Below are 18,388 nucleotides of genomic sequence, written 5' to 3'. Positions count from 1 at the left end.
TATGTCTTTAAAGAATCTTAATCCACAATTTGGCTTGCTGCTGTTGTTTATTCTGGTAGCAGGAGTTATCAGAGTTGTGTTGGGGGCAGATGCGAGCATGTCTCCCATTGCGATGTATACGCCAATAGGCGCTATGGCGCTGTTTGGCGGAGCCACTTTTCAGCAGAAATGGAAATCTTTCGTATTTCCTTTGCTGGCCCTGTTTGTAAGTGATGTAGTGCTGATGCAGGTGTTTCACAAAGAATATGCATCTGGTCTGCTTTACAGCGGTTGGTACTGGACATATCTGAGCTTCATTCTTGTTGTAGTGGTAGGTCAGGTAATGATTAAGAAAGTGGCAGTGGGCAATATTGTGCTGGCTTCAGTAGCAGCGGCAGTTGTTCATTGGATTGTATCTGATTTTGGCGTTTGGATTGCCGGCAGCACCGATCTGACTACCGGTAAACCTTATACAAAAGACATGGCAGGCTTTATCAGCTGCTATGCACAAGCTATTCCTTACATGAGGTTCTTCCTCATTGGTACCCTGATCTATTCCGCAGTATTCTTTGGCGGTCTGGTAGCAGTACAAAGCAAAAAACTGCGCACTGCGCATTAATTCCTTATTACTATCAATTAATTTAGAGATTCATTGAGTGCAGAACCCCGGTTTTGCACTCTGGAATCTCTAAGTTATTTTAGGGCCTATCTTCTGGAGATAGTAGCATCAGCAATATATCTGTCAATAGCACGGGACAATCGTAAAATAAACCAATAGCACATGCGCAAATTTTCACGCTCCCTTCAAATGCCGCTTGTACTGGCAGCATTCGCCATGATGGGAATTACAGCCTGTCAAAAAAACGAGGCAGGCGTCACCATTCCTCAGGTTGTTGACCCAGTCATAACGAACGGAAAAGACACCATATATCTCGGAGACAGTCTCAAATTATCTCCAGCGCTCAGTAATATCGCTGGCACCCCTACCTATCAATGGATGGTCAACGGTACCATCGTAAGTACTGATTCCAGCTTCCTTTTCAAGCCAACAGAAAGAGGCGACTATACCATTTCTTACAGGGTGACAGCAGGCAATGCGCAATCTCCTTTGTACTACCGTATTAAAGTACTGGAACCATTTGAAAATGGTTATTTAATTGTCAATGAGGGTAATTTCCCTGGCCTCGGTAGTGTGAATTTCTACCGCAATGGCGACGACACGATGATGCTGAATGTGTATAGCCGCGTAAATCCTGGGAAAACACTGGGAACAACCACTGAATATGGCGCCATTCATAACAACATTTTATACATGGTTTCCAAACAGGGCGCTTTTGTAGCAGCAAATGCTTTCTCCCTGAAAGAAACCGGTCGTATTGCTTCTTTACCGGCAGAAGGTCATGCTTTCCTGGGTGTGGATAACAGTCGCGGTCTCCTGAGTACCGGTGACGGTATTTACCAGGTAAATCTTGCCACTTTCACCCTGGGTCCTAAAGTAGCCGGTATTAGCGGCGAAGCAGGCGGCATGACAAAAACAGATAGTTACATTTTCGTACTGACACAGACCGATGGCGTGGTAGTATTGAATATCAGCGACTTCTCCGTTGTTGCCAAACCAGTGAAAGCGGATGTAGGTTTTGCGAAAAGCCAGGACGGCCGCGTATGGGCAGGTACAGGTACTAACCTCTACTCTATCGATGGCAGCACCCTTGCTGTAAAAGCCTATACTGTTCCTTTCACCATCTACGACAGCTGGGGCTTTTGGAATCCAGGTTCTTTCTCCGGTTCCAGATATGAAAATGCGATTTACTTCGCACAAACCGGCCAGTATGGCGGTGGTACCAATATCTACAAATTTGTACCTGGTATAGATACTACGCTGACTGTACCGCTGGTTAAATTACCGGCAGACAAAGAACTATATGGTGCAGGCGTTCGTTTTAATTCCAGAGATACTACGCTGGTGGTAACTGCCATGAAACCAGGATACGGTACTAACAGTCAGCAGAACACTTTGCTGATTTATAATGCGATTAATGGTACGCTGAAAAAGAGCATAGACTATACCGGTTATTTCTTCCCGGCGATGCCAGTATCCAACTAATCATTTCATATATGATATATTTGATCACAGGCGGTGTCAGATCAGGGAAAAGCAACTATGCGCAGAATCTGGCCTTATCGATGAGTGCACATCCGGCATATGTAGCCACGGCCCGCATCTGGGATGATGATTTCGCAGAGCGGATAGCCAGACATAAATCCGATCGTAGCGCCGCCTGGATCAATTATGAAGAAGAACGTTATGTGAGTAAATTGCCCCTGGATGGGCATACCGTTGTTATTGACTGTGTTACCCTTTGGCTTACCAATATCTTTGAAGAAACCTCTCACGATGTGCAGGCCAGCCTGACCGCCATACAGGCAGAAATTGACGCCTTGCATCAAAAAGCCGGTAATTTTATAATTGTCAGCAATGAAATAGGAATGGGCATACACGGCGAAACTCTCATTGCCCGCAAGTTTGCAGACTTACAGGGTTGGGCCAATCAGTATATTGCCCGTGTAGCCAATACCGTTGTATTATTGGTATCCGGTATCCCCGTTGTGATTAAAAAAGAATAGCAATAAACGATGATTACACCCGTATCTAATGTGCTCAGGGAAGCATTGCAAGAAAAGATAGATCAGAAAACGAAGCCACCCGGTTCATTGGGAAAATTAGAGCAGGTGGCATTACAGGCAGGACTGATCCAGGAAACCCTGGAGCCTAAAATTACCAACCCTGCCATTATAGTATTTGCTGGAGACCATGGAATTGCTGCGGAAGGACTTGTAAATCCTTTCCCACAGGCCGTTACCACGCAAATGGTTTACAATTTTTTAAAAGGAGGAGCAGCCATCAATGTATTCTGCCGGCAACAACAGTTGGCACTGAGAATTGTGGATGCAGGCGTGAATCATGAGTTTGCCGGTCATCCTGGATTGCGCGATCGCAAAATTGCATTGGGAACAAAGAATTATCTGCACCAACCTGCGATGTCATTAGAACAACTGCAGCTTGCACTGGATGCAGGCGCTGCTGAAGTAGCGGCTTTGCACCAGGAAGGTTGTAATACCATAGGCTTTGGAGAAATGGGAATAGGAAATACTTCTTCTGCCGCATTGCTTATGAGCCATTTTACAGGCATCCCCATCGATAATTGTGCTGGAATTGGTACAGGTACCAATCCACAGCAACTGGCACAAAAGAAGGCCGTACTCCGCCAGGTACAAGCCAAGCATGGCGCTCCAGCCTCTCCAATGCAGGCTTTGGCAGCATTTGGCGGTTTTGAAGTAGCCATGATTTGCGGCGCTATTCAGAAAGCGGCGGAATTGAAAATGATTATTGTGATAGACGGGTTTATCGTATCTGCTGCTCTGCTGGCAGCGGCGGCGATGCAGCCTGCGGTTACCGGATATTGCGTTTTCGCTCACTGTTCCAACGAAAATGGCCACCAGGCTATGTTACAACAGTTAAAGGTAGCTCCGTTGTTGCAATTAGATATGCGTTTAGGAGAAGGTACTGGCGCTGCCCTGGCGATCCCGCTCATTCAAAATGCAGTCGCGTTTCTGAATGAAATGGCCAGCTTCAATAGTGCTCAGGTTTCAAATCGTACAATATGAGGGAGCAATGGCAACTATTCCTGACCGCCCTCCAATTCTATACTCGCCTTCCCGTTCATGTACGCGAACCCTATAGTCCTGATTTACTGAACAGAGCCACCAGGTATTTACCACTGGTAGGCTGGGTTACAGGAGGATTTATGTTGCTGGTGGTATGGGCCTTCGGCGACATCGCTCCGCGACCACTGACCGTGCTCTTAGCGCTCAGCGTTAGCATTTGGGTGACGGGCGCCTTCCATGAAGATGGATTCGCAGATATGTGTGACGGCTTCGGAGGTGGATGGACCAAAGAGCGCATCCTGGAAATCATGAAGGACAGCCGGATAGGTACTTACGGCATGTTGGGACTCCTTATGCTGATGGCAGTTAAACTGGTATCGCTGATGTGCCTGCATGTACATATCATGATGCTGGCAATCATTGCCGCACAACCGTTAAGTCGGTTCACCGCACTCACCATCATTTACACCCAACGATATGTAAGAGAAGATGAAGACAGTAAGGCTAAGCCTATCGCCAAGGGAATAAGCACCCAGGACCTCATTTTCGCAGGCGTATTTGGGCTGGGACCTTTCCTGGCAGTGACTTTATATCTCCAGAACTATACATTACTGATCACTGTCCTCGCTTTATTCATGGCCCGCCTGTATATGGCGCGACTAATGCATAAATGGATAGGCGGATATACGGGAGATTGTCTGGGTGCAGTACAACAGGTCTCCGAAACAGTCATATATTTGTGTTTTTGTATTTTGGCATGGAAATATACCTGATCCGGCATACCACGCCGGCCGTAGAACGTGGAATTTGTTACGGTTTTTCTGATATAGACGTAGCGCCAACTTTTGAGAGTGAAGCAGCCCGCATCAAGGGTTTGATGCCAACTAAGCCGATGGATGTATATGCCAGTCCGCTACAACGTTGTTCCAAACTGGCTACCTATCTGTATGGTTCCGGTTTTACTACCGACAGGCGTTTAATGGAGCTAAACTTTGGCGACTGGGAGATGCAGCGTTGGGAGGATATGGGACCTGATGCTTTACAGAAATGGATGGACGATTTTGTGTATACCAGGGTGCCAAATGGAGAAAGTTATGAAGACCTGTATCAGCGGGCACTAGAGATGCTCAATGAGGTGATTTCCAAGGGTCGTGATGCGGTACTTGTTACGCACAGTGGGATCATCCGGGCGTTGCTGGCGCATGTGTCTGGTACGCCACTGGAAAAATCCTTCGACAGAAGAACAGAATATGGTAGAATTGCTTGCCTGGAAGCAGAAAACAATCAGATAGAAATAGTTTTTTATAATTCGTAATATATTTATTTACAATATATTAAGCATATTACATGAAATATGCGGGCAAAAACCTGAAAAAACCGGAATTCGTGCTAACTTTATGTGCTGATTGACCATTTATAAATACAAAGAACACTCTAAAAATCTGTTATAATGACAACATCATTCTTGAATATTCCTTTTTTGTTTCTGCAGGAAATTGGTGGAAAAGAAATACTGCTGATTCTGGTGGTAGTTCTCTTATTGTTTGGTGGTAAGAAAATTCCAGAATTGATGCGTGGTTTGGGCAGCGGTATCCGCGAGTTCAAAGACGCGAAAGATGAGCCAAGAAAAAAACCTGCGGCTGAAACTGATACTAAAGAATAGTTTCTGTTACCTTCTAATAAGAAAAGGTAAATCGTGCATGAATCAATCACGATTTACCTTTTTATTTTTACCTGAATCCTTGTTTCAGGCAGCAATCTGCACTTCTCCTCCACCCATGTAGGGCGTTGTATCACTGTTCATTGTGAGATATTTATTTCTGAAATACCAGGAAGACGCTACCATCAACAATATTCCAAATACGGAACCTGCCAGTACTGCATCCATAAAAAACTGACTCCAGGAAAGGGTTACGCTGCAAAAGTTCTTCGTTAGCATGACCATTACGCTTCCCAGATACCCAAAAGAATCCGCTACATACATAATAAAGCCCACATTGCTGACATATTTGAATACTGCGATCAGTCGCTCAAAGAAGATGCAATTAAAGGGAATATAGCCCATATAAAGCCCAAGACCAGCAAGTGTCATCCAGGACACAGGCCCGATCTGATGTGAACGGAATAATAAGGTACTGATGATGGCTATTCCAAAGCCGGCAACCACGATGAAATGGTTCACCATAAAGGCGATGTAATTATTCTTTATAAATACCAGCAACCCTAATATCAGGATGACTGCTACAGACACCGGAATTTCTGTTTGTGTGAAGATCGCGGAAGTTTCTCCGAAGCCTAAGTCTTTCCAGATATCTGCGGCAAAATTATCCCGCATATCACGCAATACGGTGAGCAGGATGTAACTGGTGATCAGTAGTACCAAACCAGGGAAGAACATCTTCAGGAATTTCTTTCGTTCTTCTTTATTCATGGGCGCTCTGCGGGTACGCAGGCGCTCATCTTCTGCAGATGGCGGCGGTATCTGCTCTAACAACAGGATAAATATCAATATGGGTACAATGAATATAAGGCCGGTAACAAATGGCATCCAGCTTTCGCTAATGCCCCAGTTTAATATAGTGCTCTTTCCCACCGACTTTACAAACCCCGATGAAAATATAAAGCTGATACTGAGTACAGCTCCCATAAACTCTGTGCTGCGTCTGCCTTCCAGGTAGCTAAATACCAGTCCCCAGATCATTCCCAATGGAAAACCGTTGAGAAACATAAAAGGAATATTATAGGGAGACGGCACTATGGCGAATAGCAGTAGCGACATCCAGGATGCGGCTATCAATACGAGGATACTTTTGGCGCGACTGGCGCCTTTCATTTCTGCAATGAACCGGATACCATAGAATTTGGAGCAGGCATATCCAATGGTTTGCGTAATTACTAACCAGATTTTATAGTCGATGCCCAGGAAAGTCATTCCGTCAAAAATGGCTGCTGTGAAGGGTTTCCTAAACGCATACATGCACGAATAGGTACCAAATGCCACCAGGGCGGCATACAGGGAGAAAGTCAGATTATTGGCCTTTTGGAGGCGCTGCTGTATCCACGGAATAGTCACCATCAGTATTCACTGTTTCTCCAAAGGTGATCTTTCAATGTAAACTAAATGTTAAGCATAACTAAACTTATTGTTAAGTATTATTAAACTAAATGAATACTAAATCCCTTGATAATGAGAACGGCCCGACATCTTCGATGTCGGGCCGTTCTCATTATCAAGGTTATCCACTATTTAAGGAGCCACATGGAGGCATTGATATCATCTGTCTGGCTACCAAACTGGCTTTGCAGCGATGCGGTCCAGTTAACGGTATTGGCTGTACGCTCGTTATCAGGATATTTCCAGCGTTTAGGAATGATACCAGAGTTGCCAGTACCGGCACCTGTGCTGAAAGTAGGAATACCTGTACGGCGCCAGTTGAAATAAGCTTCCCAGCCGGAGTTCTCAAAGAATGCCAGGTACTTCTGTCCAATTATCTGGGAAAGTCCCTGGGCATTATTACCCTGATATTTCACCGCTGGTTGCAGGTAATAAGTATCGAAGCTCACCGGGATGGTATCACTGGAACCCTTATACGATTTTACGATATTGCCTTTCGCAGGGATTCCATAATAGTCCATAGATGCATGAATTCCAGCCACGTAAAAGGCCTCCGCGTCTCCACTAATCCAACCGCGGTTAATGGCTTCCGCAATGTTGAAGCATACCTCTGGATAACCGATTATGACACCGGCTTCTCCTGCATAGTTACTGTAATAGCGGGAACGACTTCTCACAGAATAAGCGGCAGTATCCACATTTGACATCAGGGAAGACATATCTTCCTGGCTCTGGCCGGAAGGAGCGCCTACATAAGCAGTGATATCCGCAGGCGTTTTCTTGTTCTTATTGATCTGTAAAGTTGCCGGTTCTGCGGTAATGTACGCCCTTGGATCATTCAACGATACTAATGTATTCAAGTAGGTAGCGGACATATTATAACGCGTAGCATCATTACCCAGGTTATCCGGATTAGATGGATACTTATTGATGTTGTTATAAATGTATTGCAGATTCTGGCTCATATCCTGGATGATAGGATATTTGGCAGGATTGGTATACATGGTTTTGAAAGCGGCTGCCACTTGCAGATCGTTATCGCCAGTTTTGTTACTCAATGCAATGAGTACACGCAGGTGAAAACTATTGACAATGCGTTGCCATTTACCCAGATCATTGCCCAGGTAGAAATCGCCTTTCAATGCCTGTCCTTCTGCCGTGTTACTTTTATCCGGATTGTTGATCAGTTGAGAGAGGTCTGTGTTCGCATCTTCGAGCCATTGCAGGATCTGTACGAATACTTCCTTCTGGCTGGCATACTTAGGAGCTGCGTTATTTAGTCCTTTGTTGGCGTCTTTCAGAGGTAAATCTCCTACCAGGCTTGACATTCTGTAGTAGAAAAATGCGCGGAAGAATTTGCCCAAAGCCGTATAAGGATTGACCGTCTTTCCACCCAGTCTGGCTGCTTCTGCTTCCATTTGCTGCACGTTCGTCAGTGTAAGGTAGCTGTTGAAATCAACGCCACTCCAATCATAACGCTGATCTCCATAGTAGTTATAGTTACAGCAGTCGAACTGATTCCAGCGCATTACATTGCTCCAGGGCTTATCCACGTTGAGATCTGAGAGAATACCGCCAATTACCAGACTTGGAGGTACTTGTGCAGGACGATTCTGGTTTATACCATAATCATCGAATTTTTTATTACAGCTGCTGAATACCAATCCAGTAAGGGCAGCCAGTGTTAATATTTTGAACGATTTCATGATTTGCTGATTAGAAAGTGAGGTTGATGTTGAAACCATAACTGCGGGTAGTAGGCGTTTGCAGTGTAGATGAGCCCTGATCGGAACCAGGGTACTGATCCATATCTACATCCTTATTCTTAGCGAAATACAGGAGGTTACGACCTACAAAAGAGATATTCGCATTACGGATGAAAGTCCGCTGTAACATAGACTGTGGCAGGGAATATCCGATGGTTACTTCGCGGAGTTTAGCGAAAGTCTTGCTGATCAGGTTAGCCTCATTTGTTTTATAGTAAACGCTGATATAGTCTTGCAGGAAAGTTTTGGTGGTATTTGGTGCGAACTGTAATTTATCCGCATTGGTAACGTTACCATTATTATCGTATTGGATAGGTACATTGTTAGCTACCACAACACCTTCGCCCAGCCATGATTTCACGCCTTTATAATCCTGATAACGGGCATCTCCCATGGCTCCTTCAACAGTTTGGATATTACGTCCGCCACGGAAAGTTTGCTGCTGGATGTAATCGATCAGGCTACCGCCTACGCGGCCATCAAACTGGAAGCTGAGTGTAACGCCTTTATAACGGAGGGTGTTATTTACGCCCCAAACCCAGTCTGGGTTAGCGTATCCCAGCAGTTGCTGAGTAGGATTCACGATAGGACGACCATCTGGGCCATTGATAATTTTACCATCAGGAGTTCTAACGAATTTAGTACCATAGAAAACATCTACTCTGTCTCCTACTCCAACGAATGGATTCAGTTTGGTTTGGTCGCCATAGATGCTCACGTAACGCTCTTTAAAGGCAGACCAGTTAGCCGAGATATCCCAGCTCAGACCGTTGCTGGAACGGATCGGAGAGCCATTCAGCGTTACCTCCCAACCTTTCTGGCGGGTGGTTACGCCATTCACTAATGCGCCGGTATATCCGGTGGACATTGGTAAAGGCAACGTATAAATTCTCGGACCATTCAGGTTATTATAGTAGGTAACGTCTAAGCCTATACGATTATTCAAGAAACGTAAGTCCATACCGCCTTCGTAAACCTTACTGGTAAATGGTTGCAGGTTTGGATTAGGAATCAGCTGGGTATAGTAAGCGCCAGCCTGTGTTTGATAAACCGGTGTAACGGTGTAGTTAGCAGAGTTTTGGAAAGTAGGTCCATCGTAGCTCGACTGGTATTCAGTACCATAACCCAGTGGGTAAACAGCCATTGGAGTAGCGCCGATAGTAGGCTGCGTGAGACCGCCTTTCACGTTAGCATAGGAGCCTCTGAATTTCAGGAAGGAGATAAAATCCGGCAGCTTTACGTAGTCAGAAACAACGGTGCTCAATGCTACAGAAGGATACCAGTAGCTGTTATGGCCTGAAGGCAGGCTGGAGTTCTTGTCCAGACGATCGGTGAGAGAAACGGTTGCATATTTTCCCAGATCTATGTCTACATAACCATAAGCGCTCAATACAATCATTTTCGCGATATAGTTAGTTGCGAACAGCGGATCACGGCTGTTAGCAAAGCTGTACCATCCTGGCGCATTCAGGTAGTTAGTAGATACGAAGCTGGAGTTATATTTATAGTTACGGAGGTTACCACCTACAGAAGCGTGCACACCGATTTTATGTGGGAAGATGTTGGTATACGTGATCAAGGCGTCTGTATTGTTTTCGAAGAGTGTGCGCTTATCTTCTCTGTAGTCGCCTTTACCTTCTTCACGACCGTAAGGGTGGGCGGAATAAGGCATTTTCTCATTGCGCATCAGGTCATAACCGGTTACCTGGGTACGAATCAGGGCTTCCAGTTTGTCGGTGATTTTATAGTTCAGTTTCACATAGCCGTTGAGGTCTGTTTTATAGTGACCGCGCAGCCATTCGTAGGTCATGAACCAGGGGTTGTGATAGCGTTGGTATTCCGCATAGATAGACTGGATACCTTCTTTACCAGGCTGCCAGTAGTGGCGCATATCATCCATGCTCCAATCGGCGCCTGCCCAGATGAGGGTATTATAGATAATACTGTTTGGACCGTAGGTAACATCGGGGAAGTTGTCTGTATACTGACGGTTATAATTCAGGTAAGCATCCAGGCGGAGGCGTGGATTGAAGTTATAACCTGCGGAGATATTGAAGTTAGTGATATTCAGCTGGGTGTTAGGTACCAGGCCTTTTTGATAGGAATGGGACAGCGAGAAGCGGAGATCAGCTTTATCTGTATGGCTGGATACAGCCAGGTTATTGGTACTGAGCATACCTGTTTGCAGGAAACGGGTAAGGTTATTTTTACCGCGGGCTACCCATGGCGTACCTGTTCTTTTACCGGTAACCGGGTCAACGGGGCTGTCGTATTGTGGGATCAGTTGACCTTCGAATTTAGGTCCCCAGATGTCATAGTCGGCATCATTTGTACCACCGCCTTTACCATCTACGAATGCGTATTTACCGTGATCGCCGGGGCCGTATTCATCTTGTACTTTAGGGATAGCGATGAATCCCTTATTGAACATGGTGCTGGAGTTGAATTCAATGGAGAAGCCGCGTTTATCTTTAGAACCTCTTTTTGTGGTGATCATGATGGCGCCATTCAGGCCGCGGGAGCCGTATAGAGCGGAGGCGGTTACACCTTTCAGTACGGTATAGCTTTCGATATCGTCTGGAGAGATGTTCCAGGTATCGGAGTTGATGGGTACGCCGTCTACTACATAAAGATTGATTTTATTACCGCGGAGGAGCACCAGTGGTGGGCCGAGGAGTTCGGCAGATGCGCCTACGGTGAGGCCCGCTACTTTTCCTACAAGACCGTTTACGGGGTTTGGTTCGCGGGCTTTTATCAGGTCGGCTCCTTTCACTTCCTGTACGGAGTAGCCTACTCTTTTCACTTCTTTTCGTATACCCAGGGCCGTTACTACTACTTCATTGAGGGCTTTTTTATCGCCTTGTAATTCAATGGTAGCAGTATTTTTTCCGTTCAGGGGGAATGTAGAAGCATTAAAACCGATAAAGCTGACGATGAGGGTAGCATCTGGAGAAGCAGAGAGGATAAAGGCCCCGTTTACATCCGTTACGGTTCCTTTCGGAGATCCTGCAATTTTCACGGAAGCACCGATAATGGGTTGTTTATCATCTGCGTTGATAACCTTACCAGAAATGGTGGATTGGGCAAATACTGTTGCGGCTGAAAGTAACAGCAACAGAAAGGCGCTCAGCCGTTTGACGGCTGATGGTTGTAGATTTAGATACATGGCAATTTAGATTAACGGGGGATTTGTTACCATGCAAAGGTTAGGGTCAAATGTGACCAAAATGTTAACCTATACTAAATTTAATGTTAAGTATTTGTAAATACCCTTTTTCCTTTATTTATCGCTTTCCAGGAAGAAGTAGATGACGAGGATGAGGGCATCTTCTTCGCCAATGTTGGCGGGTTTGTGACCGAGTCGGCCGTCGAAGAAGAGAGAGTCGCCTTCTTCGAGGAGGTGTTTTTCGTTATCGATGAGGTATTCTACTTTTCCTTTGATGATATATTTGTATTCGTAGGCGTCTGTTTTGACGGTATGGGTTCTGCGGGCGCCTTTTTTCAGTTCCAGCAGGACGATATCAACAGGGAAGTTTTTGATGTTTTTAGTGAGTACTCTTTTGTATTGGAATCCTTTTGCGGGTTCTTTTTCGAAGGCTTGGTAGGAGGATTTTTGTTTTACGATGACTTTACCGCCTTGGTTTTGCTGGTCGATTTCGTTGAAGAATTCGTTCATATCCAGGTTTAGGGCGCGAATGATATTAATCAAGACTAGCAGGGAGGGCACGGTGCGATTGTTTTCTATCTGGGAGATGAGGCCTTTACTGACTTCCGCTTTATCGGCCAGTTCCTGGATGGTGATCCCTTTCGCTTTTCTTTTTTCTTTGATTTTATTGCTGATCTGAATAATGATATCCTCTGTCATGACGCGTTTGATAATTAAAACAAATATAGCCAATGCATTCAGCACTTCTGTCTATATTTACGGAATCTAAAATAATCCTGATGTTTAATTTCGGCCAAATTCTGACTATTACCTTTACATTATTTGCTGTCATAGATATTTTGGGATCTATACCTATATTGGTATCACTGAAGGAGAAACTGGGGCATATAGATGCTGGTAAGGCCACTATTGCATCGGGGGTATTGATGATATTGTTTCTGTTGGTAGGGAAGCCATTTTTGCAGCTAATGAGCGTAGACGTGCATAGTTTTGCAGTGGCGGGGTCTATTGTGATCTTTGTTATTGGGCTGGAGATGATTTTGGGGATAGAGTTATTCAAGAGTGAGAAAGATGCCAAGGCGGGTAGTATAGTACCGATTGCCTTCCCTTTGGTAGCGGGTTCCGGTACTTTAACCACGATTATGTCTTTAAAAGCCAACTTCGACGAGGCTAATATTCTGGCGGGGATTGTGCTGAACCTGACCTTGGTATATATTGTATTGAGGAGTCTGAGTTATATAGAACGTTTGCTGGGAAAGGCCGGATTAATGGTGATACGTAAGTTCTTCGGGGTGATTTTGCTGGCGATTGCAGTGAAAATATTCAAGTCAAATATCAATCTTTAATGTAATTTGGGATTGTAAAGCAGAAAATGTAGTTTTGCCGTCCTTTCCGGCCTCGTAGTACAATGGATAGTATAAGAGTTTCCGAAGCTCCAGATTCAAGTTCGATTCTTGACGAGGCTACTAAAAACATATTTCGCCTGAATTTGATTTTATCAGATTCAGGCGAATTTCATTTAGGGATGGGGGGAATCTGGTTGAAAAGCGCTCACCATTTATGATTGGGTAATTCGAGATTTTGGACGTTTCAATGCTATTTCAAAGTATGATTTGGAATTGTTCAAATTATCAAACCTTATCATAAACTAAAGAACAGATTGGGGATATGACCATTCATATTAGATCAATTTGGCATTAAGTTATTAATACATCATGAGTCATAGATAAGCTGCCATAGGCTTAAACCGTATAAATTTGAAGTAAGCTTGCTTACACAAGCAAATAATTATTCCTAATTTAGCCATCTGTTAAAAACGACGCACCTGCAAAACCCATAAATAATGATACCTAAAGTAATAATGCCGTCAAAAACTGAGCATGCAATCAAGCACAGCGAATTTTTGAACAAGGCACACACTTCAAGTTATCGCAAGGACATTGATGGATTGAGAGCCATTGCTGTACTAGCAGTAATTGTATTTCATTTCGGATATCTACCCAATGGGTATCTCGGTGTTGATATTTTTTTTGTAATAAGTGGGTATCTGATTACAAAGATTGTCTATAATGAAACCTTAAAAAACGAATTCTCCGTTTTGAAATTCTATTTAAGGAGAATTAGACGTATCATTCCTTTGGTGCTATTCACCTCGTCCGTTGCACTCATTATTGGTCTCCTGGTAATGTTACCAGATGATCTTGAAAATTTAAGTCAATCTATAGTGGCAACCAATTTCTTTGCCAATAACATATTACTACTTATAACATCAAGGGATTACTGGAACACTGTCAATGAGTTTAAGCCATTAATGCATACATGGAGTCTGGCTGTTGAAGAACAGTTTTACTTATTTTTCCCTGTAATTTTCCTAGTTTTTAGCGGTAAGAAAATCAAATGGATACTACCGCTTCTAATTGGACTTACAATAATTTCCTTAGCATTATATTTGTTTGGTACCGACAGCTCCAAGGCATTCTATTGTATTCAATATCGCTTTTTTGAGTTATCTATTGGAGGGATTGCAGCAATTCTATTCAGCAATAAATCGATTAGTGGTTGGTACAAATTAGTTTTATTTGCTATTATAATTCCAATTCTGCTTTTCGATTTAGGCCTTTCTCAGAAGGTGCAGTTATTACTTATTGTAGCAGCCTCTACGATAATGCTATTGCCATCGGATGGCAAACAAAAGCCCGTCGCATTCTTAATGGAGAATAAAATAATGATGGCCATAGGGAAAATTAGTTTTAGTCTTTATATGTGGCATCAGATCATTATAGCATATAGTCGTTATTTTGTATTTGAAAAAATAACAGTTACTGATACCCTTATTCTTTCTATCATTATTGTTATACTGTCGATATTCTCCTATTATCTTATTGAGCAACCATTCAGAAATAAATCCATAGTCAAGAATTCGACATTATTATTTATTACGGGAACACTGTTTATTATAACAACAGCTAGTTCTCTATTCCTTTATAGAAAGGCTGGCATTATCAGAGATGTACCTGAATTAGATATTTATAGTTCCACAATAACAAACAACTTCAGTTTCTCCGGTTATAAAAGAAACGCTCATATTGAATACAACGCAGCAGTGTATGATTTGGACAAAAACTTCACTCAAAGCGACAAAATAAAAGTCTTGGTTATTGGCAACAGTTTCGCAAGAGATTGGGTTAATGTTTTGCAAGAATCTAAATATGCTGGCAAAATAGAAATTTCGTATGCAACAGACTTTAATTCAGCAAAAGATTTGGCAGCGCGTATTAGTCAATCCCAATACATCTTTTTCTCCTGCCTTCCTAAGAAGGATTTCGACTCCTTATCTCTTCGCTGGAATATCCAAGCATCGAAATGTTGGAACATAGGAACAAAACAATTCGGGGCAAATAACGGTATTATTTATAATAGACGGGGCAATTCTGACTACTGTTCACAACGCATAAACGTTGCCGACGATATTAACCAAGAAAATATTAAATTCAAACAAGAGTGGGGCAATAAGTTTATTGATTTACTTGGGTTGGCGACAGACAGTACGGGGAAAATTCCAGTATTTACTCCCAATTGTAAATTTATAAGTCAAGACTGTGCCCATTTGACAAAAGAAGGGGCCAAGTATTTTGCACAATTACTAAATAACAATCCTACGATAAATATTTTTGAAGGAAAATAAGCAAGAATCATATCGGGATGGAAATATGGGGTCTATGAATAACGGTGTATCCCTAAAAACTGACGGCCCAACTGAATTATTCTTAAAAAATTGATTATTAAATAATTATCCCGGCTAACTTTGGCAGCCGGGATTTTTCTTTCCTGTGAATAGGCTTTCGGAGTCATATGAGACAACGACTCTTGCCCCCAACTCTTACAATTCATCAATGTTCAATTAGTCATCTTCATTATCCATATTTAAACCTCAGAATTATCTTTACTTGGTTGCAATCAATTTGATATTGTTAATCTTTTGTTATTGACAGGAATCTTGAGGTACTATATTAACTTCTAAACCCTTCTTTACTTAATAAAGTAATTGCCAACCTACATTTATCCCCTAGGATAAACCCAGTTGTATCCGTGATCCCTATTACGTTTACAGAACGAAATAGATATAAAACACGCAGCGATACACTAACCCAAAACTTCCACAAATACAACGCTACTATTTGAGTTGTAGGGGAAGCGTTTAATTCAAATTCTTAACATTTAATAAAAAAATGATGCTGAATATTATTAAGCATTTCATGCCACCAGCATGCATTATGCTCGGTGCCGGGCAGTCCTTAAATCTGGGAGAGTATACGCTGTTTATTAAACTAGCATCTCTACCTACGTGTTCCGGTTTATATTTTAGCTTCCCTCATTTAGAAATTATGAAGGGAGAGAAAGTAGCAGTGTATGCCAGTAATGGTAAATATCAAAAAAGGAATATTGATGGAAGGACGATCCATTGTCTGTATTTCGGGGAGGGCAGCAATTTTTGGAACAATCCAGAAATAAAATCAGCCAAAGTAGAGTTGGCTAAGATTGATCTTAACAGTGGTTTTGGTATAAATTAATACCTGTTAGTAGTTCAATTTCCAGGCACTCCCGAGTCAGGAAAGTGGGGTGCCTGGGAATATCTATTATGCAATGATCTTTGGGCTTTTATTGGAGCTCGCTTAATTCGAGCCATCTCATTCCTTTTTCATCAAGAAGTTGCAGTATTTCTCCAATCCTGGTCGTCATGGGTTCGATTTTTTCGAATGCCAGTTCTCCACCAGATAGTGCCGCTTCTATTTCCTTTTTTTCAGCTTCCAGTTTCTCAATGTCTATCTCCAGCATTTCAAACTCGCGCTTTTCCTTGAAGGACATCTTCTTGGGCTTTTCAGCGGGAGCAGTGGGTGTACTAACGCTAGCGGCTATAGGCTTTTCTGTTTTCTGTGCCTGTGTCTTCTTACGTTCCTCTTCTTTTTCCCATTCGCGATATTGGGTATAGTTACCTGGATAGTCACGAATTTGACCCTGGCCCTCAAAAACAAACAGGTGATCTACCAGTTTATCCATGAAGTAACGATCATGGCTCACAATGATAATACAACCCTGGTATTCCTGCAGGAATGATTCCAGGATACTTAGTGTTGGAAGATCCAGGTCATTCGTAGGTTCATCCAGTACCAGGAAGTTCGGGTTTCTGAAGAGGATTGACAGCAAGTGAAGACGCCGCTTTTCACCACCACTGAGTTTGGATATATAGGTATATTGCTTTTCAGCGGGGAAGAGGAATAATTCCAGGAATTGGGCAGCGCTGACTTTTGTACCATCCGCCAGTGGAAAGTTCTCCGCGATATTCTTAACGAATTCAATGACACGCATATCTTCCTTGATCAACAGGCCTTCCTGGCTGTAATCGCCGAAAATGATCGTTTCTCCAACGTTGATTTTTCCAGAATCTGGCTGCTCTTTTCCAAGTAGCATGTTAATAAAAGTAGATTTACCAACCCCGTTTTTACCGACTACGCCTACACGTTCTCCTTTTTTGAAGGTATAATCAAATCCTTTCAGGATGGAGAGATCACCATAGGATTTATATACTTTCTTCAGTTCCAGGATTTTGCCACCGAGGCGGGTCATCTTCACGTTCAGTTCCAACTGCTGGTCCTGAATACGGGTGGTAGCTTTTTCCTTTACTTCATAGAAGTTATCCTGGCGAGCTTTGGATTTGGTGGTACGTGCTTTGGGTTGTTTACGCATCCACTCCAGTTCCTTACGATAAAGGTTTCGGGCCTTTTCTACAGAAGCTTTATCGCTTTCTTCCCGAGCAGCTTTTTTCTCCAGGTAATTTTCATAATCGCCCTTATAGATAAAAAGTTGTTCCTGATCGAGTTCCATTATCTCGTTACATACGCTATCCAAGAAATATCTATCGTGAGTAACCAACAACAGCGTCACTTTTTCCTGGTCCAGATAGTTTTCCAACCATTCGATCATACTTACATCGAGGTGGTTGGTAGGTTCATCCATGATCAACAATACATGTCTGTGTTCAAATCCGATATCTATCAGCACTTTTGCCAGGGCAACACGTTTCTGCTGACCACCAGATAGGCTACCGACAGGTTGATCCAGGCGGTGAATATTCAGCTTTCCGAGGATCTGCTTTACTTTGGAATCAAAATGCCAGGCATTCAGCTCATCCATTTTGGCAATGGCAGCAGCCAGTGCATCATGATCCGGCTCCGCCCCTTCGTCGGTAAGCAGTTCGTATTCCTTTATCGCATTCAGTATGGGATGACTATGATCGAAGATGTTTTCTAATACATTTTTAGACAGGTCAAAGTCAGCCTGTTGTTCAAGCATAACAACGGTAACATCCTTGTGAATCCATACTTTGCCATCATCAGGGCTTTCTTTACCACACAAAATTTTTAGCAAAGTGGATTTACCTGATCCATTGAGCGCCACCAGCGCGATTTTATCACCTTCTTCTATATGAAAAGAAATATTACGAAAAAGTGGTTTGGTTCCGTAAGATTTCGTGAGTCCTTCTACTGTTACATAATGCATTAGGCGAAGTTATAAGGATAATTCCAATTATCCAGCTATCTATCGGGTTGGGAGGTTGCTGTTTTTAATTTCAGGCATTTTTCGTATATTCAAATAGGGTTATGTGAAGATTGGTCGTGAAGTTATCCTGTACCTGCA

General features: G+C 43.1%; 15 protein-coding genes and 1 tRNA gene. 11 read left to right on the top strand and 5 right to left on the bottom strand.

Going from position 1 to position 18,388, the window contains the following annotated elements; translation table 11 throughout:
* Position 1 precedes the first annotated feature (1 nt).
* The 7 genes from CLV59_RS07900 to CLV59_RS07870 all read left to right on the top strand — a co-directional run bounded on the left by CLV59_RS07900 (position 2) and on the right by CLV59_RS07870 (position 5,308).
* Entirely contained in the window at positions 2-598 is a 597-nt protein-coding gene (locus CLV59_RS07900; RefSeq protein WP_111591468.1) for a DUF6580 family putative transport protein, read from the top strand.
* Positions 599-760: 162 nt separating this feature from the next.
* Complete coding sequence (locus tag CLV59_RS07895) at positions 761-2,083, top strand: DUF5074 domain-containing protein (protein WP_111591467.1); 1,323 nt, start codon at positions 761-763, stop codon at positions 2,081-2,083.
* An 11-nt stretch (positions 2,084-2,094) separates the two neighbouring features.
* Positions 2,095-2,604 (top strand): bifunctional adenosylcobinamide kinase/adenosylcobinamide-phosphate guanylyltransferase, encoded by a 510-nt coding sequence (locus CLV59_RS07890; protein WP_111591466.1) that lies wholly within the window; start codon positions 2,095-2,097, stop codon positions 2,602-2,604.
* Between the two features lie 9 nt (positions 2,605-2,613).
* A complete protein-coding gene (gene cobT, locus CLV59_RS07885) occupies positions 2,614-3,645 on the top strand; it encodes a nicotinate-nucleotide--dimethylbenzimidazole phosphoribosyltransferase (protein ID WP_111591465.1) in 1,032 nt (343 codons plus the stop codon).
* The gene (locus tag CLV59_RS07880) at positions 3,642-4,418 is read left to right on the top strand and encodes an adenosylcobinamide-GDP ribazoletransferase (protein ID WP_111591464.1); all 777 of its coding nucleotides are present in this window, start codon (positions 3,642-3,644) and stop codon (positions 4,416-4,418) included. The genes cobT and CLV59_RS07880 overlap by 4 nt, the downstream gene beginning before the upstream one ends.
* A complete protein-coding gene (cobC, locus tag CLV59_RS07875) occupies positions 4,403-4,960 on the top strand; it encodes an alpha-ribazole phosphatase (protein ID WP_170137672.1) in 558 nt (185 codons plus the stop codon). Before CLV59_RS07880 ends, cobC begins: the two co-directional genes overlap by 16 nt.
* Positions 4,961-5,095: 135 nt before the next feature.
* Positions 5,096-5,308 (top strand): Sec-independent protein translocase subunit TatA/TatB, encoded by a 213-nt coding sequence (locus CLV59_RS07870; RefSeq protein ID WP_111591462.1) that lies wholly within the window; start codon positions 5,096-5,098, stop codon positions 5,306-5,308.
* Between the two features lie 84 nt (positions 5,309-5,392).
* Here the strand turns inward: CLV59_RS07870 and CLV59_RS07865 are convergent, their stop codons facing one another.
* The 4 genes from CLV59_RS07865 to CLV59_RS07850 all read right to left on the bottom strand — a co-directional run bounded on the left by CLV59_RS07865 (position 5,393) and on the right by CLV59_RS07850 (position 12,391).
* Positions 5,393-6,721, bottom strand: a complete 1,329-nt coding sequence (locus CLV59_RS07865; RefSeq protein WP_111591461.1) for a DUF5690 family protein — start codon at positions 6,719-6,721, stop codon at positions 5,393-5,395.
* A gap of 167 nt (positions 6,722-6,888) precedes the next feature.
* Complete coding sequence (locus CLV59_RS07860) at positions 6,889-8,466, bottom strand: SusD/RagB family nutrient-binding outer membrane lipoprotein (protein ID WP_111591460.1); 1,578 nt, start codon at positions 8,464-8,466, stop codon at positions 6,889-6,891.
* A 10-nt stretch (positions 8,467-8,476) separates the two neighbouring features.
* Positions 8,477-11,692 (bottom strand): SusC/RagA family TonB-linked outer membrane protein, encoded by a 3,216-nt coding sequence (locus CLV59_RS07855; RefSeq protein ID WP_111591459.1) that lies wholly within the window; start codon positions 11,690-11,692, stop codon positions 8,477-8,479.
* 114 nt (positions 11,693-11,806) lie between these two features.
* A complete protein-coding gene (locus tag CLV59_RS07850) occupies positions 11,807-12,391 on the bottom strand; it encodes a helix-turn-helix domain-containing protein (protein WP_111591458.1) in 585 nt (194 codons plus the stop codon).
* 80 nt (positions 12,392-12,471) lie between these two features.
* Here CLV59_RS07850 and CLV59_RS07845 point away from each other — a divergent pair, with 80 nt between their 5' ends.
* The 4 genes from CLV59_RS07845 (at position 12,472) to CLV59_RS07835 (ending at position 16,263) form a co-directional block, all read left to right on the top strand.
* Positions 12,472-13,038 (top strand): MarC family protein, encoded by a 567-nt coding sequence (locus CLV59_RS07845; protein WP_111591696.1) that lies wholly within the window; start codon positions 12,472-12,474, stop codon positions 13,036-13,038.
* Between the two features lie 48 nt (positions 13,039-13,086).
* Positions 13,087-13,158: transfer RNA gene (locus tag CLV59_RS28860), tRNA-Arg, on the top strand.
* Between the two features lie 377 nt (positions 13,159-13,535).
* Entirely contained in the window at positions 13,536-15,377 is a 1,842-nt protein-coding gene (locus CLV59_RS07840; protein ID WP_111591457.1) for an acyltransferase family protein, read from the top strand.
* 544 nt (positions 15,378-15,921) lie between these two features.
* On the top strand, positions 15,922-16,263 hold the full coding sequence (locus CLV59_RS07835; RefSeq protein WP_111591456.1) for a hypothetical protein: 342 nt from the start codon (positions 15,922-15,924) through the stop codon (positions 16,261-16,263).
* 88 nt (positions 16,264-16,351) lie between these two features.
* Here CLV59_RS07835 and CLV59_RS07830 read toward each other — a convergent pair whose 3' ends face one another.
* Entirely contained in the window at positions 16,352-18,250 is a 1,899-nt protein-coding gene (locus tag CLV59_RS07830; protein WP_111591455.1) for an ABC-F family ATP-binding cassette domain-containing protein, read from the bottom strand.
* Between the last annotated feature and the right edge of the window lie 138 nt (positions 18,251-18,388).

The organism is Chitinophaga dinghuensis, from assembly GCF_003259435.1.
GTDB classification, from domain to species: domain Bacteria; phylum Bacteroidota; class Bacteroidia; order Chitinophagales; family Chitinophagaceae; genus Chitinophaga; species Chitinophaga dinghuensis.
Note: the sequence above shows the minus strand (reverse complement) of the source record. Positions and strands in the feature narration are given on the sequence as shown.